This is a genomic window from Acinetobacter sp. WCHA45, assembly GCF_002165255.2.
Classification (GTDB): Bacteria; Pseudomonadota; Gammaproteobacteria; order Pseudomonadales; family Moraxellaceae; genus Acinetobacter.
Genome location: NZ_CP028561.1, coordinates 314,415 through 334,700, shown reverse-complemented (window position 1 = coordinate 334,700; position 20,286 = coordinate 314,415). Strand labels below are relative to the sequence as shown.

Sequence of the window (20,286 nt, the reverse complement as noted above, 5' to 3'; positions counted from 1 at the left end):
TGAATGAAAATTTTACTGGACGCATTTTTCAGTTAATATGATTTTATTCAACTTTTAGCCCTAGAGACGGAAGCTTGTGCAACAATACGCTCCCACATTACAACGTGTTTTATTGTTTGGACTGTTCTTTGTCTTAATGTATTTGGGATTCAGCATTCTCAAATACTTTATCGTCCCTGTTCTTTGGGCAGCGATTATTGCTTATATGACATGGCCTGTTTATTTATGGGTACAACGTCGCTTTTTTGGTGAAAATCGACCAACGCTAAATGCAACGATCATGATTACGTTGGTCATTTTAGTGATTGGGGTTCCCTTTGTTTGTGCCATTTTCATGCTGCAACTCGAAGGCCGAAATTTATATTTTAATTTACAAAAACAATTATTTTCAGGTCATATTCAGGTCCCCGAGTTTATAAAAACACTTCCGATTGTTGGTAAGGATATCAGTCGTACAGTCAATGAATTAAGTGCCGATCCGAATAGTATTGCCAAGAATGTTGCCGAATGGATACAAGGTCATTTGAGCTATGGCCGTTTTGTACTGAGCGAGATTAGTCGGAATTTAGTTAAACTGACATTTGCCATCATGACGTTGTTCTTTTTCTATCGTGATGGGCAAATGATTTTATCTCAGGTGAGTCGCGCCTTAGAAAAGATCATTGGTCCTCGCGTACATCATTATCTAGACACCATTTCAGAAACAACACGCGCTGTAGTGTATGGCGTGGGATTAACTGCTGTGGCACAAGCCATTTTAGCAGGTCTCAGTTACTTTGTAGCAGGTGTGCCTAACCCAATGCTACTCACCATGGTCACCTTTATTTTGGCCTTAATTCCATTTGGAACTCCCATCTCCTATTTAGGGGTTGGTTTATGGCTATTTGCTCAAGGCCAAACTGTCGAAGCAATTGGTGTGATTACATGGGGTCTCTTGATTGTAAGTAGTTCAGATAATGTGATTCGACCTTTAGTTATCTCAGGCGCAACTCAAATTCCATTCATTTTAATTATGTTTGGTGTGCTAGGAGGAATCGCAAGTTTTGGTTTAGTAGGCTTATTTATTGGTCCAGTCATCTTAGCTATTTTATTGGCAATCTGGCGTGAATGGCTGCATGAGAATGTTCAGGAGCCAATCGCTGCCATTGAAGCGCCACCTGAAACAAAGTCGTAATCTACTTACACGATTTACCATTTAATCTTACTGACAACTTGCGAGTTATCCCATACTTTATTTGAATCAAACAAATAAAGCTGATAGATAAGGATAATTTGCAATGATTTCAATGATTCAAAAGTTTTCCCTACTGAGTTGCCTCGGACTAAGTATCGCCGCCTGTTCATCGGTTAATCTGGATAACAACGCAGATAAAATCCAGACACAGCCTACATCAGCAGACCAAAAACAACTCATACAAGTTTACCAAGTCGATGCCAAAGGTGTAGGTGCATCCATTGGAACAGTAACATTTAAACAAACAGCAAAAGGTTTATTAATTACCCCCGCGCTTGGAAAACTTTCCCCAGGTGAACATGGTTTTCATATCCATGAAAACGGCTCATGTGAAGCAGCATTAAAGGATGGCAAAATGGGAGCCGCCCTTGCTGCTGGTAGTCACTTCAACCCAGAGAAAGTTGCCCATCACGGTACGCCACTGGATGGACATTTAGGTGATCTACCAGCCCTAACCGTGAATGACAAGGGTTTTGCAACAACGCCTGTGCTTGCCCCACGCCTGAAACTTACCGATATTCAGGGTCGGGCAATCATGATTCACGCAGGTGGCGATAACTATTCAGATTCACCTAAGCCTTTGGGCGGTGGCGGAGATCGGGTTGCCTGTGGTGTGATTAAGTAAAAAGTATTTTAGGCACTGTGGGTATCTAAAAAGATATCCACAGTTTCGTGGATATTTTATGCAGCTACAAATGACTACACTATTGGTTCAGCATATTATTCACTAATTGATCCCCTCGGCTTTACGTTCTTGCATCACTTGTTTGAGCACAGCTCTTGGTTGCATAAACCAAAAACCGATCAAACTGACACTCGCTAATGCAAAAGCCCAAATATGGAAATGCGTATAAAGTACACGCACCAATTCTATAATCACAAAGAAACTCATCATCAATAGCATTGAAACAGCCGCAGCGACTGTCCCTTTGGATACTTCTGAAGACATTAATGCAAAACGATATAAAACTGAAAAACTAATCCCCTCTCCTAAGCTTATTAAGGTCATACCGATCAATAAACACGGCACTAGATAAGTTTGCCAAATCACACCTAATACCAGAAATAAGGTTCCGAGCAACATAATGGGTAGACCCATCAAAATCGTTTTACCTAGAGGAAAACAATCAATAATCTTAATCAGAATAATATTTCCCGCAATAAGCCCGAAAAATACAGGAAATTGCGCTAAACCATATTGCACACTACTGAGCTTTAACTCATCGACCAAGATGATGGGTGACAGCGCAATCCACAGCATTAATGGCATCCCAACCAAAGGTAAAGCAATGCTTAACCCTAAGAAACGGCGATTGGTGAATACTTTTTTAAAATCATCAAAAATATAAATAAAAGGTTGTCTCGCTCGACGCTCTGGGGTTGCTGGCATAAATTTATTTAGACCAAACCAACTCAGGAATGAAAGGATTGCAATCGCAACAAAACCCCAATGCCAAGAGACATAATCAATCAGAAATGCACCAAGAACAGGCCCAAGTAATGGCGCAAGCAATGAGATATTGGCCATTAATGCCATCACTTTAATGGCATCACGTTCCTCAAATGTTTCCTGAATTGCAGCATAACCCACTGCCGAAATGACCGTAAGGCCAATTCCCTGTAAGAAACGTAAGGTCAGGAATTGTTGGATATTCTGCGTCAATAAGATGAGCAAACAACAGATGGTAAAGAATGCCACGCCTGCCAATAATACTTTCTTACGTCCAAGACGGTCTGACAGAGGTCCAAGCAACCAAGCAACGCTTGCTCCACCCAATAAATAAAAAGACATGGAAGATGGTGCCCATGTTGCACTAACACCGAATTGTTCTGTAATTGCCAACATTGCTGGCTGAATTAAGTCATTACCAATATAGACTGAAAATTCGAATAGCACTAAAGCTAATGGAAACATGAGCGTTATACGGTTTAACGTCATGCTTTGATTGTTCGTCATCATGTTCTATTCACAAAAATAACCAATTCGCGTGCATCCATTTCCTTGAAAAAAAGAAAATAGATTCCGCACCACGTCATTTTATGGTTCTGATTTAAATTAAATTTTGATTTTCATGCAGTGAGAGCGCATGTAATAAATGTGGAAACACCATATTCACAAGGTGTATAAATTGCGTGAGATTCGTAAATATTTTACCTATCGTAAAAATTTACAAGCGCAACTTTAGCACCTTTTAAAAATGCCTGCAATTTAAGCAATAAAATGAATTGTGTGGATATGTGAATAACCAAAAAGTTATCCACATTTTTGTCTATATTTTATCCAGCACCAAATTACAGCTCAGGTTTAAGAGCACAATTCAAACTGGAATTTATTGGTATTGTCCCCTCTCGCACACTGATAGCTTTGTTTTTTATTTACAATCTTCCAGACTTGTTGATCACGCTTTAACTCATATTCGGTACGAATAGCTGCAACAGAATCATCTAATTGGGCTTGTTCAACAGTGATTTCCGCATCTGTTGGGTTTTCAGCACGATTAAACTGCTGATCAATTTTGAGATTAGTTTCATCATGAAATAAATTTGGTTGATCGAGTAAAACCGCATGTATTGCTGTACTTTTTTGTACCGCTGCTTGTTGCTGTGACTGTGTAATCGGCTGATTACATGCGGCTAAAAATAAGCTACACCCTAAAACCATCCAAATTTTATACATTTTGTACCTTTCCTATTTACCACATGCATTTATGCTACTATGCAAAACTGGATTTCAAAGCAACAAAATGTATGTGACTTATGAGAGATTTGTTGTATTGATCAATCATTTGAACATCATCACAAGTCAATAAAAAAACAAATTTTATAACATAAACATCACCACGGATTAGGCATCACCAATGTCAGATTTAGCAAAAAAATTAGCAATTATTTTAGTCCTCAGTAGTACGATTGTCGGCTGTTCGAAAAAAGAAGAAAGTGCTGCAAGCGATGCATCTGTAGCGACAGAAAGTGCGGCGCCCAATAGTGAAACAATTCGAGCAAATGCAGCAAAAAACCCCGAACAGTTAGTAAGCACACAACAAAGTGCTCTCGAACAAAATCGGCAATTAATTAAAAGTGCTGAATTGAAATTTGAAGTGAACGATGTATTAAAAACCACATCTACGCTTGAGCAACAGTTATTGCAATACAATGGCTATATTGAGAATAAGCAAATTGACTATCAAGTGAGTGACCGTTCTCAACATGATCGTATCGATGGAACCGTGGATATTTATGAAAAAATCACGCCGACGGTACAACTGATGGTACGTATTCCAAATGATCAGGTGACAACATTTCTAAATCATTTACTGCCTTTAATGCTGAATTTTAATACACAAAGCTATGAAGCAAAACGTTATGAATTAAAACTGTTAGAAGAGAAACTCAATACAGCAAACCAAAGTAATAGCGCATCCAATACAGTAAATAATCAATTACAACAGCTCACTGATTTAGAAGTGAAAGATCGCCTAGCGTATAGCACCATTCGTTTAGAATTTTTCCAACAGCCAAAAGTGCGTAAGAGTCATGACCTCAATATTCATCGTATTGCATCACTAGACAGCGATCCATTACTCACCCGAATAGCCGAAGCATTCAAAATCGGACTATCATATTTTAAAGGAACGCTCATATGGTTGATCCAATTTTGGGCGTTTTATATCGTGATTATTGCAATTTGGTTGATCCGTAAAGCCTATAAAACACGAAAACAGAACCCATAATTATTGATTTTTAGTCAATAGTATTTTGCTTATTTATACATTTTTACTCATGAATAGATTCTCTAAAATGTGTCTAAGTTCTAGAAATCTATTTTTGAGTTTAATTTTATGAGCAATATTTTAATTATTAATGGTGCTAAACAATTCGCTCACTCGAATGGTGAATTGAATGACACCTTAACTGATTTTTCCGAATCACATTTAAAAACCTTAGGTCATACGATACAAGTAACACGTACCGACAGTGACTATGACATCCAAGCCGAAATTGAAAAATATTTATGGGCAGATGTAGTGATCTATCAGATGCCAGGCTGGTGGATGGGTGCACCATGGACCATGAAAAAATATATTGATGATGTTTTTACGATTGGTCATGGTTCTCTCTATGCAAGCGATGGACGTAGCCGTTCTGATGCTTCTAAAAAGTATGGTTCAGGTGGCTTGATTCAAGGTAAAAAATACATGTTGTCGTTGACATGGAATGCACCAATGGAAGCGTTCACTGATCTTGACCAATTCTTTCACGGCGTGGGCGTTGATGGTGTTTATTTACCTTTCCATAAAGCCAATCAATTCTTGGGTATGGAATCATTACCTACATTTATCGTCAATGATGTAATCAAAATGCCTGATGTCCCAAGCTACATCGAAGCTTATAAAGCACATTTAGATCAGCTTTTTGCGACTGCCCATTAAGAGAGAAACCCTATGTTGACGATTATTTCAGAAATTCAGACACATGCAGGTGCAGAACATCGCCAAGCAGTTTTAGATGCTTTCCAAAAAATCATTCCAACTGTACTGGCAGAGGATGGTTGTCATGGCTATGTCCCATTGATTGATCACCTGCCAGCGATTGCTATGCAGACGCAAGATGAAAATAGCATTGTGATGTTAGAAAAATGGCAAAGTACTGCTCATCTCGAAGCACATATGCAAACTGCGCATATGCAGCAGCATTTTGAAGCAACCAAAGCGCATGTTGCTGATGTGAAAATCCGTATTCTAAACAGTGGGATTTAATAGATAAAACCATTAACCTAAGTTCGACATTAAATATAATCTTCAGAAATGCGTTCACTGAATATTTAAGTCGAACTTAGATAATAAATAAGCGAATCATTTTATTAATAATAATATTGTTTTAAATGGCGACTATATTCAGTTAAATAACACGCTAAGCCCTCTCGACGATCAGCTTTTTGCATTTCTTTAGCGGCTAATTGCTCAATTTTGATTTCCAATAAATTCAGAATCGCGGCTTGTTCCACTTCAGGAAGTTGGGCTTTTTCTTTCTGCTGTTTTTTAATTTCTAAATAATCCTCTGCCCAATGACGTAATGGATCATGCTCAGAGACTTGCACAAATAAATCGGTAATCAATAATTCAGGCATGACTTCTTGGGTTGCTAACTCTGCCGACATCAAACCACGAATTGAATAAAATACTTTCTTATAAGTAAAATTATCCGCAGTTTGCATTACTTTCATGCCACCTTTTGCCAGTGATAAATAATGATGATATAGCGCACTATAATCGATTCGCTCAATCAGTCCATCGCGAAAGCTTTGCCATTCTGGAAAAGCATTAAAATAAACAATATGTGCTCTGGCCCATTCCAATACCGTTGGGTTACTTTTTGCCAATAAGCCAAACATTTTATCGAGGTCATAAGAGACAAAGTCAAAATCACCATCCATGATTTCGATCAGATCACGGTACTTTTTATAATCAAAATATTGGTCTTTGCTTGGTAGATGAAAACCGCGCACATCATAGTCACTGTCAGGGCTTGCCATACCCCATAAACGACTCCCACTTTCAATATAAAATAGTGGAATATCTTGGCGTTGTTCGAATAGTTTTTCGATTTCTTGGTGAATGTTCATATTTCTCTCTAAGATTCGATTAAACGAGAATTTTATTATTTGTAACCTGTCAATTTGATTCTCTACCCTTAGTTTGTCCAATAAAAAATAGTATTTTTAATTTACTAGCTAAGTTAACCTATAACACATCAGTAAAATAGATAAATCCTATCCGTTCATTTTTTAAGTTATGGAGCTCGTAATTCCTAAAGAAATTTAATTCTCCGTCATAACAAAGAAAATTTATCTCACAATGAATAAGCTCTCCTAATATCCATGAAGAGAAGTCTTTGAATATAAATGAACAAGAGTAAAATAGATTTCCAATTTTTACTCTCAACAGAATACGCATACACTTTACATTATGTTCATTATAAGAATGATCAATATAATCTCCATATACTTGATCACTCTCTAGATAAATATAAGCTTGAATTTTCATATTGGTTTTATAAAAAAAGTGCATCTTTCGATACGCTTTTAACAGAAATTCTTTTATTTAATCAAGCATTAAAGATCAAATAATTTTCCTGGGTTCATAATCCCATTCGGATCAAATGCCAATTTCAATGCTTTCATATATTCAATTTCTTCAGGCGAACGAGAATATTCTAAATATGGCTTTTTAGTCATCCCCACACCATGTTCGGCAGAGATCGAACCATCATATTTTTTCACAGTCTCAAACACATATTTATTCACCACCTGACACTTCGCAAAGAATTCGTCTTTAGTTAGGTTTTCAGGTTTTAAAATATTTAAGTGCAAGTTACCGTCACCAATATGACCGAACCAGCAGATTTCAAAATCTGGATAGTTTTGTGAAACGATTGCATCAATTTCTGAGATAAACGCAGGGACATGCGAAATTAACACTGAAATATCATTCTTATAAGGAATATACGGCGCAATTGACTCTGAAATATCTTCACGTAAACGCCATAAGCTTTGAGCTTGTTCTAAGCTTTGACTCATTACGCCATCAATCACCCAACCCTGTTCCATACAATGCTCAAAAATCTGCATTGCTTTGTCCATAATCGGCTCATACGGCGCTTCAAATTCAAGTAATACATAGAATGGGCAAGTTGTTTCAAATGGACGTTGTACATGACCACGATCCAACACTTTTTGCATTGCCACTTCACCAAAGAACTCGAATGCGGTTAAGTCGATTTCTTTTTGGAAAGCATGTAATACAGGCATCACCGCTTCAAAGTCAGGCGTACCCAATACCATGACTTGTAGGTTTTGTGGTTGACGCTCAAGTTTAATCTCAGCCTCTGTCACCAAACCTAATGTGCCTTCTCCACCGATAAACAAATGCTGCAACGCATAACCCGTCGCATTTTTAATCATGCCTTTGTTTAAACGTAAAATGTCACCTTTACCCGTAACAACCGTTAAACCAAGCACCCAGTTACGTGTCATGCCGTATTTGATGACTTTAATACCGCCTGCATTGGTTCCGATATTTCCACCAATTTGACTAGAACCTGTCGATGCAAAATCAACTGGGTAATACATGCCTTGTTGTTCGGCATAATTTTGCAATTGCTCAGTCACCACGCCTGCTTGGACACGAACCATACGATCCGCTGGCAAGAATTCCAAGATTTGATTCATCTTGTCAAAGCTAATCACGATCTCGCCATTGTTCGCTACCGCACCAGCAGATAAACCTGTACGACCACCTGATGGCGTGATTGCCACTTTAAAACGGTTCGCCAGTTTTACAATCTCTTGAACTTGTTCAGTGCTTGATGGAAAAACGATGACTGATGGGTTCGGATCAAAGTGCTTAGTATGATCTCGTCCCCAATTTTCCAAGCTATCGGCATCAGTTTTAATACGGTTTTCACCCACGATTGCCGTTAAGAGGGTCAATAACTCGGGTGTTAAAGCGACTGGAGCATTCATCGTTTTCAGGCCTAGTAAGAAAGAGATATAGGACTTCTGGATGATCCTGAATGTATTTCAAGGGCTTGAAAACAAAGGATTCAAAAACATCCAAAATATAGAAACGCTAGCGAACTATCAAACTGTCTACACAACGAGTTCGAGCTTCGTATTCCTTTATTTTACATGTAAGCAAGCGAGGGATAAAGCACAGGATAAACATCTCGTCATAACAAAATGTGTATATGAACTAAAATTCATTCGAAACTGAAAAAATCTCAACAATTATGCTGAGCTAATTTTAAACGAAATATCTATAACACAAAGCTCTATGCTATGATACCGCAACTAAATTTTGGCCTTTGTAGCGGAGCCGTAATGAGCCAACATCTATCACTACCTAAAGACAAAATCCGTTTCCTTTTGCTTGAAGGTGTGCATCAAAATGCCATCGATACATTAAACGCTGCGGGTTATACCAACATCGATTACCACAAAACTGCGCTTGAAGGCGAAGCTTTGAAAGAAGCGATCAAAGATGCGCACTTTATTGGTATTCGTTCGCGTACTCAATTGACTGAAGAAATCTTTGAAGCAGCGAATAAATTGATTGCGGTTGGTTGTTTCTGTATTGGTACTAACCAAGTTGATTTAAAAGCAGCAATGTCTCGTGGTATTCCTGTTTTCAACGCACCGTATTCGAATACGCGTTCTGTAGCAGAATTGGTTCTTGCTGAAGCAATTTTATTACTTCGTCGTGTACCTGAAAAATCAAAAGATACGCATGCAGGTGGTTGGAACAAATCGGCTGTTGGTTCATACGAAACTCGTGGTAAAACATTAGGTATCGTAGGTTACGGTTCTATCGGCTCTCAACTTTCAGTTTTAGCTGAAAGCTTAGGTATGAAAGTTTGCTATTATGATGCGGTAACTAAATTACCGTTAGGTAATGCACGCCAAGTCGGTTCTTTAGATGAGCTTTTAGAAACTGCTGATGTGGTTTCTTTACACGTTCCTGATGTTCCTTCTACGCGTAACTTCTTCAAGAAAGAACAGTTTGCGAAAATGAAGCCTGGTTCAATCTTCATTAATGCGGCACGTGGTACATGTGTCATCATTGAAGATTTGGCAGATGCGATTAAATCTGGTCACATCGCTGGCGCTGCAGTAGACGTATTCCCGAAAGAGCCAAAAGCAAATGGTGAAGAATTCCAATCTCCACTTCGCGGCTTAGACAACGTGATTTTAACACCGCACGTGGGTGGTTCTACGATGGAAGCGCAAGCAAACATCGGTTTAGAAGTTGCTGAAAAATTCGTTGCGTATTCAGATAAAGGTATGACACTTTCTGCGGTGAACTTCCCAGAAATCGCATTACCACTTTCTGATGGTCAACATCGTTTACTTCACATCCACAAAAACGTTCCTGGTGTATTGTCTAAGATCAATACATTGTTCGCTGAACAAGGAATCAATATCTCTGGTCAATCTTTAATGACTAAAGGTGATATCGGTTACTTGGTAATGGATGTTGATGCATCTGCTTCTCAAGAAGCACTTGATACCTTAAGCCAAGTTGAAGGCACAATTCGTGTACGTGTATTGTTCTAAGCTAAATTTAGAATAATCTATAAAAAGCCACAGCAATAGCTGTGGCTTTTTTATTCGCATTTGAATTATTATGTGAATAATATACCAATTGTTCAAATAATAAGTTGCTTCTCTAATGTTAAAAACCCCACTTCATGCCTTATTGTTATTAATGATTGCCATGTTGTGTGTACAAGGAAGCGGTTCTTTAGCCAAAATTCTGTTCCAAAGTTTTCCAGTCCTTACCGTATCAGCCATGCGTCTGTTTTTTGGTGCACTCATTTTAGCGGTAATTTTTAAAATTTGGACCATCAACTTCAAAGTGGTTCGTTGGAAAGCGATTCTCAGCTATGGTTTTGCACTTGCTGGAATGAACGCCCTGTTTTATTTATCACTAGAGCGTTTGCCTTTGGGCTTAGCGGTTGCCTTTGAGTTTATCGGCCCTTTAAGTGTTGCACTATTTCATGCACGACAGCGCTATGATTTTATTTGGGTGGGTTGCGCTATTCTAGGTTTGGTATTGCTATTTCCTCTACAACAAGCACAACAACATCTAGATTTAGTCGGTGTATTTTTCGCTGTGGCTGCAGGTGCATGTTGGGCGCTATACATTATCGCAGGTCAAAAACCATCAGGTATTTCAGGTAATCATACGGTTTGTTTAGGCATGAGTATTGGTATGCTGTGTTTATTACCTTTCGCCATCTTTTCAGGGGCGCTTGATCGTGTCATTGAATTGCCAAATATCTACTATTTTATTGGACTTGCAATCTTAGCAAGTGCATTGCCCTTTACTTTAGAAATGATCGCTTTAAGAAGCCTAACTCCTTTAAGTTTTGGAACACTCATGAGTCTTGAACCTGCCGTAGCTGCATTATCAGGATTTATTTTTCTGGGTGAGACTTTATTGTGGAATCAATGGCTTGCGCTTGGCACGATTATCATCGCATCGATCGGTTGTACATTTACCACTCAACATGCTCGACAGCAAAAAGTGAATAAATAAAATGAAAGCGCTCCATCACGATGTACTGTCTTCATCTTATAATCAAACCACCTATCTTGTAGGTATTTTTTACTTTGCTTTTGTAGATCTTCCATGAAAAATATCCAGTTGGTCGCGGTGCTGTACATGGTTCTTTCCATGGTGGCTTATCAAATCAGCGCTTCATTTGCCAAACAACTTATTGCAACACTTGATCCACTGACCGTCACGATTCTACGACTCTGTTTTGCAACGATTTTGGTTGCGATCATGTTCCGCTCATGGAAAGTGATCGCTAAACTGAAATACCTAAAATGGCGAGATTTACTGCTATATAGCGCTTCTTTGGGCTGTATGAATATCTTGTTTTATAGCTCTTTAGGGAAGCTCCCTCAAGGCATTGCGGTCGGTTTAGAATTCATCGGTCCTCTTGGTTTAGCTTTACTTTCAATTAAGCAGCGTAGTGATTACATCTGGGTAGCTTTTGCTGTCTTAGGAATTGCACTGATGGTGCCTTGGCATGATGCAAATACCGAGCATTTTTCTTATCTTGGCGCGGCGTGTGCTTTAGGTGCTGGACTATTTTGGGCATTTTATATTTATTTCGGACATCGAGTTGTGCAACAGAATATTGGGATGCATGCCTTAACCATCGCAATTGGTTTATCTGCCCTGACCTTACTTCCCTTTGGTCTGTGGAGTAATGCACCTGCTCTACTCGACACTCAATATTGGGGTAAAGCTTTAGTCATAGCAATTCTAGCAACAGCTATTCCTTATGCACTCGATCTCATGGCACTAAAACGTTTAAGTAAACTCAGCTATGGTACGCTTTCAAGCCTTGCACCTGCGCTTGCTGCTTTAGCAGGACTCGTGTTACTGCATGAACAAATTAGCCTGATTCAATGGGTGGCATTGGGCTGTATTATGATTGCATCGGTTGGAGTGACCTTACGTGGGGAAAAATTTCAAACACAGTAAGAGCACTCCTTACTGCTCATTTTCGTTATAACGAAAATGAGCGATCTGCATTTTTATATTTCTGATATTCAGTAAGATATTTTTTACCTAGTTTTTCCTTTTCATCATCCCCTAAAATTTTTCCAGCCTGTTGGAAAAATTTATGTTCCTCTTCCTTTAAATGATGATGGACTTTTTCACTTAATTGTTTTGCTGTCGCTAACCAACTCGGATTACTCATATCAGTTTCTTCTAATTTTTCAACCAGTTCATCCATTTCATGATGCTCAGATAAAGCATGGCGGGTAATGTCTAAACCCACATCATCAAACATTAGAGGAATATATAAATAACGGTCTTCGGCAACTGAATGCACATAGAGTTCATTCTTAAGCTGTTTAAATAAATCTTCCCTTTCTTGAGTATGTCCGCTGGTCTGAATTAATCGTTCAGCTAAGTTACGTTGTTGTTCGTGGCTTTCTCTGAGTGCCTCAAATATATTCATTCTTTACCTCTGCGATGGCTAGCATAATCAACACTTACTTCAATTCTTATCTAGTTGATCTGTTTGGCTGAGCTTTCATATTAAAAAATGATACTTTTTTAAACAGCGATGTTTGCGTAGGTTTTTGTATGGAAAGTTTATTTTTATAGATTAAACTGCAACAAAGATTTGATAAGCCAACCAACAAATTAAAATACTGACCAAAATCAAAAATAAAATACGAATAAAACCACTACCGTATTTCAAAGCCAAACGTACACCCAATAATGAACCTGCAATATTGGCAGCCGCCATCATAAAACCAAGCTGAAAGAAGATATGCCCTGCGGGAATAAAAAAACTCAGTGCCGCCAGATTAGTCATAAAATTGCCAATCTTGGATAATGCAGAAGCATGTAAAAAATCGACTTGAAGAAAGCGAATAAAAAAGAAGATAAAGAAGCTACCTGTACCTGGACCAAAGATTCCATCATAGAAACCGATCGCTAAACTACCCAATGCGGCAAAAAATAATAATTTTGGTGTGATGTGTTGATCAACATGTACTTGCCCAAATTGCTTTTTCATAAAGGTATAAATCGCAATCACAATCAGCATGACTAAGACAATCGGTCTTAATATATGAGTAGGCACCAATGAAACGCAGGCTGCACCTACATACGCACTGACAAAAGCAAAAATTGCGATCACCCATAATAATGACCACTGCAACTTTACTCGACGTACAAATGAAAAAGCTGCTGAACCGGTTCCAAAAATAGAGGCAAGTTTATTTGTTCCAAATAATGTTGCAGGAGCCGTTTGTGGTAATGCACCCATTAATGCTGGAATCTGAATTAACCCACCACCACCAACTGCCGCATCAATTGTTCCCGCACAGAATGCAAAGAACACCAAACTCAGAATCAGCTCCCATTCCATCAACACTAACTCTATAAATTCAACAAACGTTTTGGCACAAGACGCTTTTTATCTGTAATTTCAGCTAAGCCTAAACAACGCTCACCATCGAATACCAATACTTCAGCAGCAGCTTCGTGCTCAATATTACTTTCTTGACCATTACCAAAATATTTTTCACGCCCTTCGGGTAATTGAACCCGTGGAAAATGCTCAACAGGTGCATAAACAGGCAACAATAATGCATCCCGCTGTTCCTGAGTAAGCCCTTCTAAATATTCGATGGTATAACTTGGATTAATTTCAAAATGACCCGTTTGAGTACGATGTAATTTTGTTAAATGTCCACCGCAGCCCAAAGCTTCACCAATATCTTCACCTAACACTCGGATGTAAGTTCCTTTAGAACACGTCACATCTAAGGTCAAACTGTCTTCGGTAAAACTTAAAAGCTTGAGTTCATAAATAGTGACTGGACGCGCTTCACGCTCAATTTCAATTCCTTGGCGCGCTAACTCATACAAAGGGCGACCTTCTCGTTTCAGTGCCGAATACATCGGTGGCACTTGCTTGATATCACCACGAAACTGTTCTAGAACCTGTTCAATATTAGCTTCAGTTAATGCAGGCACATCTCTTTGTTGAAGAATTTCCCCTTCAACATCACCCGTAGCAGTTGTTTGTCCAAGTTTTACTGTTGTTTGATAACGTTTGGTAGAATCCAATAAATAATGCGAAAACTTGGTTGCCTCCCCTAAGCAAATCGGTAATAAACCTGTTGCAAGCGGATCTAAAGCACCTGTATGTCCTGCTTTCTGTGCATTAAAAAGTCGACGTACTTTTTGCAATGCCGAATTAGAACTTAAACCTAACGGCTTATTTAATAAGAAAACACCACTCAGATGGCGATAAGAACTTTTTTTCATAAATGAAAAGTCAAAGTATAAAACGGTATTTTATCAAAACTATTCATCGGATTTTTAAAAATTAAACGCTCAAAAAAACAACATTCATGATAAATTTATATTCGTTTCCGAAATTAAAAGCAAATGGATTATGCTTAATGAATAAAAATGGAAAAAAAATAGCATTATTATGTAGCTTATTGATCATTTCAGCAGTCACGCTGAGTGTATTGTATTGGTTATATCCAAATCAGTCTCAGCAATCACTTGATTCAACTGATGAATATAGCAACAACAGTAATCCATCACAGCTGCATAAGAGTCCAAAGAATATCAATCAACTCGATACTTCTTTTAATAGCACCAGCCAAATGGATACTGAGATTGACTGCAAATTACAATTCAATAGCGCTAAGCATTTAATTGTGAATGAACGCACGCGGAATTGTTTTGAGTATTTTATTTCTCAATACGGCGAGCGAAATATTGATGAAATTCGGCATAACTTTCAGCTTTATATCGCTAAAACATTTCAAGCTTCACAACAACAGCAAGTTTTAACCTTATGGTCACGTTATTTAGAATATCGCCAAGAGCTCAGTAAATTACAGACTCAACAACCCACACAGGAAAGCTATCAATATTTTCAAACTATTTTTAATTCGATGCATGATTTAAAGCAGCGTTTTTTTTCAAATACCGAAATTGAGGGACTGTTTGGATCAGAGGATATCTATCAACAATACACCCTTGATCGCATGAAAATTCTAGAAAATAACGGATTAGATGCATCAGCGAAAGCAAAACAGCTACAACAACGTTTTGAGCAGCTTCCTCAAGATTGGCAAGATAACCTCAGAGATTTATCTAAGCTCGATGATTTACATTCATTAACTGCACAAATCAAAGCAAGACATGGCTCAAGCCAAGAGCTGCGTGATATGCGTGTCAGTTTAGTTGGAGAGGCTGCTACTCAGCGTTTAGAGCAACTCGATCAACAACGATCTGATTGGAAACAGCGAGTTCAAGCCTATCTTGATGAGCGTAAAACAATTGTAGATAGCAATATGAGCACTTCAGCCAAGGATCAAGCCATTCAACAGCTCAAACAACAACAGTTCCAGTCTCCACAGGAACAGCAACGTCTACAAACATTTGAAACGGTTCATGACCAAGGAGGCACCTTACCTTTTAGCAACTAGGAACACGTAATACAAGACATTGAAATAATGCGATTTAGCAAGGATGCAATGTCAGTTCGCAAGAACATCAAGACCCTGATGAAAACAAAAATCGAGAGAAATATCATGCAAAAACTAATCCGCTGTCTTGCACTATCTATGATAGCAATTAGCGTATCAACAAGTTACGCATCAAACGCAACACAAGTTACAGGTACGGCCTCCTCTACTTATGCAAAAACCAAATATCCGATGGTCTTTGTACATGGTGTCGCAGGTTTTTCACGTGTAGGAAGTGATCCTCTAGGAGTTGATTACTGGCATCAAATCCTACCTGACCTTGCTCGTAATGGTGCAAATGTCTGGGCGACACGACTTTCACCTTTTAACTCAAATGAAATTCGTGGTGAACAACTCGCGCAACAAGTTGAAGAAATTATTGCGATTACTGGACAACCTAAAGTTAATTTAATTGGTCATAGCCAAGGCGGTCCAACGATCCGTTACGTGGCTGGCATTATGCCAAGTAAAGTTGCATCATTAACCAGTGTAAGCGGAACCCATAAAGGCTCACCCGTTGCCAGTTTGATTATGAATGTAGATGGTACTGTCTTAGGTACAGCTGGCTCTGCCGTCGTGAACTTTTTCTCAGGAGCGATTACATGGTCACAAGGACTTAATCCAAAAAGCTATCCTCACGATGCTTTAGCCGCTGGACGTAGTATTTCGGTAGAAGGTTCAACCAAATTCAATACACGATTCCCAATGGGCGTACCAACTACAACATGTGGCGAAGGTAATTATCAAGAGAAAGGAATATATATGTATTCATTCTCAGGGACTCAAGCAGTCACAAACATTCTTGACCCTCTTGATCCACTATTTGCAGGTACGAGCCTAATTGTCGATATTAAAGGAGATAATGATGGTATGGTAAGCCGTTGTAGCGCTAAGTTTGGACGTACAATTAGAGATAATCTCCCTTGGAATCATGCAGATGAAGTGAATCAGGTTTTAGGTTTGAAATCACTGTTTGCACCTGATCCAATTGATATTTATCGTCAACATGCCAATCGACTAAAATTACAAGGATTATAAAACAGCCATAAAAAAATGCGCCAAAGGCGCATTTTTTTGCTTTACAACAAAGTTAAAATTAACCTTGTTTACGAGCTGGTAACTTTTCACGAATACGTGCAGCTTTACCAGACAACTCGCGTAGGTAGTAAAGTTTAGCACGACGAACGTCACCACGACGTTTCACTTCGATTTTAGCAACGATTGGAGAGTGAGTTTGGAAAACACGCTCAACACCAACACCGCTAGAGATTTTACGAACTGTGAAAGCAGAGTTTAAACCACGGTTTTTCTTCGCGATTACAACACCTTCAAATGCTTGAAGACGCTCACGGTCACCCTCTTTTACTTTAACTTGAACGATAACAGTGTCACCAGGAGCAAAAGCAGGGATATCAGTTTTTAACTGTGCATTTTCAACAGCTTGAACTAAAGGATGTTTACCACTCATTGTGGAATCTCCAATATGTGCGGGAGAGAAGAGGTCTCTTACACCGCTGAGGATAGAGGCTAAAACGCATATCGCTCGTTTAACTTTCCCTTTAAAGCAAAATTACCCTAAAGAGCCTATTTTCAACTTAAACTCAGTTTAAGTAGTAACTCGAAGCAAAGCTTCTCGTCTGTTGCAAACACAAACTTCTAATAGTTTAGTCTTGCGAATCTTTTAGCCATTTTTTTTGCTGTTTAGTCAACTCAACTTTTTCCACCAACTCTGGTCGACGCTCTAAAGTTCGTTGATAACGCTGCAAAAAACGCCATTTCTCAATATTGGCATGATGTCCTGATTTCAGTACCTCAGGCACATCTAACCCTTCGAAATGGTCTGGCTTGGTATATTGTGGACAATCCAGTAAACCATCCACAAAAGAATCTTGGATCGCAGATTGCTCGTCAGACATGACATTCGGCAAACGGCGAATAATACTATCAAGCAACACCATCGCTGGCAGTTCACCACCCGATAAAACGTAATCCCCAATTGACCATTCTTGATCAACATAATGCTGGATTAAACGCTCATCAACTCCTTCATAACGCCCACACAATACAATCAAACCATCATAATCAAGGAATTGTTGTACTGCCTGTTCATTTAAAGTTTTCCCTTGCGGTGACATATACACCACTGGGGCATGAACACAGCCTGCTTGTGTTGCAAGTTGTTTGGCATGGTTAATCGCTTTTGCCAAAGGCTCAGCCATCATCACCATACCAGGACCACCACCGAAAGGACGTTCATCCACTCGTTTGTAGTTGCCCTCTGCAAAATCTCGTGGGTTAATGCAAGTCACTTGCACGATGTCACGCTTTGCTGCACGCCCGCTAATTCCGTGCGCTGTAATCGCTTCAAACATTTCAGGAAATAATGTGATGACTGCAAAAAACACCGCAGACTCCTTTATTTTCCTGCTGCGCTACTATTCCAAAAAGGATTAGTAGTCTACGCCCCAATTGACGTAAATACGACCAGCTTCAAGATCAACGCGTTGTACCACATCTTTATGCCAAGGAATCATTCGCTCTTCAGCATCAATGCTATCAGGTGTCGCTTTCACGACCATGACATCATTAGCACCGGTTTCAAACAGTTCGTAGATTTGACCGAGATTCACTTCTTGTTCTTCATCATTAAGACCTAACACTGTTAGACCTTTAAGATCAGACCAGTAGTACTCGTCTACATCTGCTTTAGGAAGCTGTGATTTGGCAATCCAGATATTTGCACCAACTAAGTTTTCTGCACCCGTGCGATCATTCACGCCTTTTAATGCAACAACCAAGCCTTTGCCATGTGGTTTCCAACGTTTTACATCTATGGTTTGCCAACCTGCCTTGGTCTCAATGTACCAAGGAAGGTAGTCAAACATATTGCTCATAGGTTCTGTATTAGAATAAACCCAGAGCCACCCATTCAATCCATAAGCTGAACGTAACTGTCCAATCTGAATACGATCTTCTGGCACATTCTGTGTTGATGTCATGGGCTACCTACGACAATTATGCAGTAGTTGCAGCTTTTTTAGCTTGAGCAGCTAAAGAAGCAACGCGATCTGAAGGTTGAGCACCTTGAGCAACCCAATGAGCAAAACGGTCAGCATCTAAACGAACTTTTTCAGCTTTACCTTGAGCAGTTGGGTTAAAGAAACCAATACGTTCGATGAAACGACCATCACGTGCATTGCGGCTATCAGTTACAATGATTTGATAGAATGGGCGTTTTTTTGCACCACCGCGCGCTAAACGAATAACAACCATGAGAACAACCTTATAATTTTTACGGATTATCCCTGCGCCGACCATCGGCAACACTTCAAACCCCTTTCATAGAGGGCGATATTCTACGCTATATTTGATCCGAATAAAAGATGCTTTTTAAAGTTATCCGCAAGTTTGAATTTATCTTTCGGACCACGCTAAACACGTACCCGAAGCGTCGTCTGTTCCTTTGTACCAACACTGCTGGTTTGCAGCGTTTAAACTCACAGCCCCATCACCAAGTTGGGCACCAGCAGGCGTAGCCAACAAATACCATGCATTTAAGTTTGCATTTGCATCAGACAAATCAACAAATTTCGTAGGATCAGTTGCATCTTGTGTTTTCAGACTGATTGTATACGTCTGATCTCCTGTAATTGGAAAACTCGAATTACCACCGATTACTGATAAACTTGCACCACTTAGACTACGATTTACTAATTTATAACTTGATAATTTATGCGAAAGCTCCATCAGATAAGATTGAACTTCAATCCGCTTGGCTCGTTTGGTATAGTTTTGGTAGCTGGGATAAGCAATAGCAGCAATAATCGCAATAATGGCAATCACGATCATCAGCTCAATTAGTGTAAATCCCTGTTTGATTTTGCTCATCATTTTACCAATCCTTTGAGTCATTACCACAATCATCACTGGTTGATGTTAATATAGGTGTAGAACTACTTGAATCGTAAGGTTTCATACACTTTAGCCCTAACGAATTAATTAAAAGTGAATCAGACTTCTTTAGAATCAAACTTTTACTTTGGTTCGGTACAGCAATAATTTTCCAGCCTTGTCCCAATGCAGAATCTTCCAGCGACTGAGTTTGCGGATTAGCCTTGAGTGTATCACTTGTGGCATAGGTATAATTAATATCCATTACCCTGATTTGATAATCATATTCAGTACTACTACTTCCATAAGGGAGGTTCACGATCCCTTTCTGCCCACTTCCTGTATTTTGATGTTCAGGAATATACCCCGCATAAGTCAATTGTTTACTACGGTAATTTTCCAACCGTTCAGAAATTTTTAACATTTCTGCCTGAGCCTGAGCTTTTCGTGTTTTTACAATAAAATATTGATAGCTTGGGATGGCAATCGCTGCAAAAATTGCAACGATTACCAATGCCACCATCAACTCCAGCAAGGTAAAGCCTTTGGAGGATTTTAACATTTATTAAATACC

23 protein-coding genes are annotated in these 20,286 nt (G+C 39.0%); 10 read left to right on the top strand and 13 right to left on the bottom strand.

Annotation, left to right across the window (positions count from 1 at the left end; all coding sequences use genetic code 11):
- Nucleotides 1–76: 76 nt before the first annotated feature.
- Entirely contained in the window at nt 77–1,174 is a 1,098-nt protein-coding gene (locus tag CDG55_RS02835; RefSeq protein WP_087536026.1) for an AI-2E family transporter, read from the top strand.
- A 103-nt stretch (nt 1,175–1,277) separates the two neighbouring features.
- Nucleotides 1,278–1,859, top strand: coding sequence for a superoxide dismutase family protein (sodC, locus tag CDG55_RS02830; RefSeq protein ID WP_087536025.1), 582 nt, complete (start codon nt 1,278–1,280; stop codon nt 1,857–1,859).
- 102 nt (nt 1,860–1,961) lie between these two features.
- Here sodC and CDG55_RS02825 read toward each other — a convergent pair whose 3' ends face one another.
- Nucleotides 1,962–3,191, bottom strand: coding sequence for an MFS transporter (locus CDG55_RS02825; RefSeq protein ID WP_162620849.1), 1,230 nt, complete (start codon nt 3,189–3,191; stop codon nt 1,962–1,964).
- A 348-nt stretch (nt 3,192–3,539) separates the two neighbouring features.
- Nucleotides 3,540–3,911, bottom strand: coding sequence for a hypothetical protein (locus tag CDG55_RS02820; RefSeq protein ID WP_087536024.1), 372 nt, complete (start codon nt 3,909–3,911; stop codon nt 3,540–3,542).
- 181 nt (nt 3,912–4,092) lie between these two features.
- On the opposite strand from CDG55_RS02820, the gene CDG55_RS02815 reads away from it, so the two are divergent.
- From CDG55_RS02815 to CDG55_RS02805, 3 genes are all read left to right on the top strand, one after another.
- Nucleotides 4,093–4,965 carry a DUF4349 domain-containing protein gene (locus tag CDG55_RS02815; protein ID WP_087536023.1) on the top strand — a complete coding sequence of 291 codons (873 nt, stop codon included), beginning with the start codon at nt 4,093–4,095 and terminating at the stop codon, nt 4,963–4,965.
- Nucleotides 4,966–5,073: 108 nt separating this feature from the next.
- Nucleotides 5,074–5,664 carry an NAD(P)H-dependent oxidoreductase gene (locus CDG55_RS02810; RefSeq protein WP_087536022.1) on the top strand — a complete coding sequence of 197 codons (591 nt, stop codon included), beginning with the start codon at nt 5,074–5,076 and terminating at the stop codon, nt 5,662–5,664.
- Between the two features lie 12 nt (nt 5,665–5,676).
- Nucleotides 5,677–5,991: a putative quinol monooxygenase gene (locus tag CDG55_RS02805; RefSeq protein WP_087536021.1), complete on the top strand. Its 315-nt coding sequence runs from the start codon at nt 5,677–5,679 to the stop codon at nt 5,989–5,991.
- 104 nt (nt 5,992–6,095) lie between these two features.
- Here the strand turns inward: CDG55_RS02805 and CDG55_RS02800 are convergent, their stop codons facing one another.
- On the bottom strand, nt 6,096–6,857 hold the full coding sequence (locus CDG55_RS02800; protein ID WP_087536020.1) for a DNA polymerase beta superfamily protein: 762 nt from the start codon (nt 6,855–6,857) through the stop codon (nt 6,096–6,098).
- Between the two features lie 489 nt (nt 6,858–7,346).
- A complete protein-coding gene (locus CDG55_RS02790) occupies nt 7,347–8,756 on the bottom strand; it encodes an FAD-binding oxidoreductase (protein ID WP_005403295.1) in 1,410 nt (469 codons plus the stop codon).
- Nucleotides 8,757–9,113: 357 nt separating this feature from the next.
- Here CDG55_RS02790 and serA point away from each other — a divergent pair, with 357 nt between their 5' ends.
- The 3 genes from serA to CDG55_RS02770 all read left to right on the top strand — a co-directional run bounded on the left by serA (nt 9,114) and on the right by CDG55_RS02770 (nt 12,291).
- A complete protein-coding gene (gene serA, locus CDG55_RS02780) occupies nt 9,114–10,346 on the top strand; it encodes a phosphoglycerate dehydrogenase (protein ID WP_087536017.1) in 1,233 nt (410 codons plus the stop codon).
- Nucleotides 10,347–10,461: 115 nt separating this feature from the next.
- Entirely contained in the window at nt 10,462–11,331 is an 870-nt protein-coding gene (locus CDG55_RS02775; protein ID WP_087536016.1) for an EamA family transporter, read from the top strand.
- A gap of 93 nt (nt 11,332–11,424) precedes the next feature.
- The gene (locus CDG55_RS02770) at nt 11,425–12,291 is read left to right on the top strand and encodes an EamA family transporter (RefSeq protein ID WP_087536015.1); all 867 of its coding nucleotides are present in this window, start codon (nt 11,425–11,427) and stop codon (nt 12,289–12,291) included.
- Between the two features lie 25 nt (nt 12,292–12,316).
- On the opposite strand, the gene CDG55_RS02765 is transcribed toward CDG55_RS02770, so the two are convergent.
- From CDG55_RS02765 to truB, 3 genes are all read right to left on the bottom strand, one after another.
- Entirely contained in the window at nt 12,317–12,775 is a 459-nt protein-coding gene (locus CDG55_RS02765; protein WP_087536014.1) for a hemerythrin domain-containing protein, read from the bottom strand.
- A 150-nt stretch (nt 12,776–12,925) separates the two neighbouring features.
- Nucleotides 12,926–13,696 carry a sulfite exporter TauE/SafE family protein gene (locus CDG55_RS02760; RefSeq protein ID WP_087536013.1) on the bottom strand — a complete coding sequence of 257 codons (771 nt, stop codon included), beginning with the start codon at nt 13,694–13,696 and terminating at the stop codon, nt 12,926–12,928.
- Nucleotides 13,697–13,707: 11 nt separating this feature from the next.
- Nucleotides 13,708–14,601 carry a tRNA pseudouridine(55) synthase TruB gene (gene truB, locus CDG55_RS02755; RefSeq protein ID WP_004660218.1) on the bottom strand — a complete coding sequence of 298 codons (894 nt, stop codon included), beginning with the start codon at nt 14,599–14,601 and terminating at the stop codon, nt 13,708–13,710.
- Nucleotides 14,602–14,738: 137 nt separating this feature from the next.
- Between truB and CDG55_RS02750 the strand changes: the two genes are divergently transcribed.
- Nucleotides 14,739–15,782, top strand: a complete 1,044-nt coding sequence (locus CDG55_RS02750) for a lipase secretion chaperone (RefSeq protein ID WP_087536012.1) — start codon at nt 14,739–14,741, stop codon at nt 15,780–15,782.
- Nucleotides 15,783–15,887: 105 nt separating this feature from the next.
- Nucleotides 15,888–16,859, top strand: coding sequence for a lipase family alpha/beta hydrolase (locus CDG55_RS02745; RefSeq protein WP_087536057.1), 972 nt, complete (start codon nt 15,888–15,890; stop codon nt 16,857–16,859).
- Between the two features lie 58 nt (nt 16,860–16,917).
- Here CDG55_RS02745 and rplS read toward each other — a convergent pair whose 3' ends face one another.
- The 6 genes from rplS to CDG55_RS02715 all read right to left on the bottom strand — a co-directional run bounded on the left by rplS (nt 16,918) and on the right by CDG55_RS02715 (nt 20,274).
- On the bottom strand, nt 16,918–17,289 hold the full coding sequence (gene rplS, locus CDG55_RS02740) for a 50S ribosomal protein L19 (protein WP_004660214.1): 372 nt from the start codon (nt 17,287–17,289) through the stop codon (nt 16,918–16,920).
- Nucleotides 17,290–17,485: 196 nt separating this feature from the next.
- Nucleotides 17,486–18,226: a tRNA (guanosine(37)-N1)-methyltransferase TrmD gene (trmD, locus tag CDG55_RS02735; protein ID WP_087536011.1), complete on the bottom strand. Its 741-nt coding sequence runs from the start codon at nt 18,224–18,226 to the stop codon at nt 17,486–17,488.
- 45 nt (nt 18,227–18,271) lie between these two features.
- Entirely contained in the window at nt 18,272–18,820 is a 549-nt protein-coding gene (gene rimM, locus CDG55_RS02730) for a ribosome maturation factor RimM (protein WP_046739974.1), read from the bottom strand.
- 16 nt (nt 18,821–18,836) lie between these two features.
- The gene (gene rpsP, locus CDG55_RS02725; protein ID WP_004660208.1) at nt 18,837–19,094 is read right to left on the bottom strand and encodes a 30S ribosomal protein S16; all 258 of its coding nucleotides are present in this window, start codon (nt 19,092–19,094) and stop codon (nt 18,837–18,839) included.
- Between the two features lie 141 nt (nt 19,095–19,235).
- Nucleotides 19,236–19,712 (bottom strand): type IV pilin protein, encoded by a 477-nt coding sequence (locus CDG55_RS02720; protein ID WP_087536010.1) that lies wholly within the window; start codon nt 19,710–19,712, stop codon nt 19,236–19,238.
- Nucleotide 19,713: 1 nt separating this feature from the next.
- The gene (locus CDG55_RS02715; protein ID WP_087536009.1) at nt 19,714–20,274 is read right to left on the bottom strand and encodes a type IV pilin protein; all 561 of its coding nucleotides are present in this window, start codon (nt 20,272–20,274) and stop codon (nt 19,714–19,716) included.
- Nucleotides 20,275–20,286: the final 12 nt, after the last annotated feature.

Excerpts from the sequence above, each read along its gene's own strand:
- truB (WP_004660218.1), bottom strand. The coding sequence starts at position 14,601 with ATGAAAAAAAGTTCTTATCGCCATCTGAGTGGTGTTTTCTTATTAAAT.
- CDG55_RS02770 (WP_087536015.1), top strand. The coding sequence starts at position 11,425 with ATGAAAAATATCCAGTTGGTCGCGGTGCTGTACATGGTTCTTTCCATG.
- serA (WP_087536017.1), top strand. The coding sequence starts at position 9,114 with ATGAGCCAACATCTATCACTACCTAAAGACAAAATCCGTTTCCTTTTG.
- CDG55_RS02775 (WP_087536016.1), top strand. The coding sequence starts at position 10,462 with ATGTTAAAAACCCCACTTCATGCCTTATTGTTATTAATGATTGCCATG.
- CDG55_RS02820 (WP_087536024.1), bottom strand. The coding sequence starts at position 3,911 with ATGTATAAAATTTGGATGGTTTTAGGGTGTAGCTTATTTTTAGCCGCA.
- sodC (WP_087536025.1), top strand. The coding sequence starts at position 1,278 with ATGATTTCAATGATTCAAAAGTTTTCCCTACTGAGTTGCCTCGGACTA.
- CDG55_RS02825 (WP_162620849.1), bottom strand. The coding sequence starts at position 3,191 with ATGACGAACAATCAAAGCATGACGTTAAACCGTATAACGCTCATGTTT.
- CDG55_RS02800 (WP_087536020.1), bottom strand. The coding sequence starts at position 6,857 with ATGAACATTCACCAAGAAATCGAAAAACTATTCGAACAACGCCAAGAT.
- CDG55_RS02750 (WP_087536012.1), top strand. The coding sequence starts at position 14,739 with ATGAATAAAAATGGAAAAAAAATAGCATTATTATGTAGCTTATTGATC.
- CDG55_RS02745 (WP_087536057.1), top strand. The coding sequence starts at position 15,888 with ATGCAAAAACTAATCCGCTGTCTTGCACTATCTATGATAGCAATTAGC.
- CDG55_RS02790 (WP_005403295.1), bottom strand. The coding sequence starts at position 8,756 with ATGAATGCTCCAGTCGCTTTAACACCCGAGTTATTGACCCTCTTAACG.
- CDG55_RS02760 (WP_087536013.1), bottom strand. The coding sequence starts at position 13,696 with ATGGAATGGGAGCTGATTCTGAGTTTGGTGTTCTTTGCATTCTGTGCG.
- CDG55_RS02715 (WP_087536009.1), bottom strand. The coding sequence starts at position 20,274 with ATGTTAAAATCCTCCAAAGGCTTTACCTTGCTGGAGTTGATGGTGGCA.
- rplS (WP_004660214.1), bottom strand. The coding sequence starts at position 17,289 with ATGAGTGGTAAACATCCTTTAGTTCAAGCTGTTGAAAATGCACAGTTA.
- CDG55_RS02815 (WP_087536023.1), top strand. The coding sequence starts at position 4,093 with ATGTCAGATTTAGCAAAAAAATTAGCAATTATTTTAGTCCTCAGTAGT.
- CDG55_RS02720 (WP_087536010.1), bottom strand. The coding sequence starts at position 19,712 with ATGATGAGCAAAATCAAACAGGGATTTACACTAATTGAGCTGATGATC.
- CDG55_RS02805 (WP_087536021.1), top strand. The coding sequence starts at position 5,677 with ATGTTGACGATTATTTCAGAAATTCAGACACATGCAGGTGCAGAACAT.
- rpsP (WP_004660208.1), bottom strand. The coding sequence starts at position 19,094 with ATGGTTGTTATTCGTTTAGCGCGCGGTGGTGCAAAAAAACGCCCATTC.
- CDG55_RS02810 (WP_087536022.1), top strand. The coding sequence starts at position 5,074 with ATGAGCAATATTTTAATTATTAATGGTGCTAAACAATTCGCTCACTCG.
- rimM (WP_046739974.1), bottom strand. The coding sequence starts at position 18,820 with ATGACATCAACACAGAATGTGCCAGAAGATCGTATTCAGATTGGACAG.
- CDG55_RS02765 (WP_087536014.1), bottom strand. The coding sequence starts at position 12,775 with ATGAATATATTTGAGGCACTCAGAGAAAGCCACGAACAACAACGTAAC.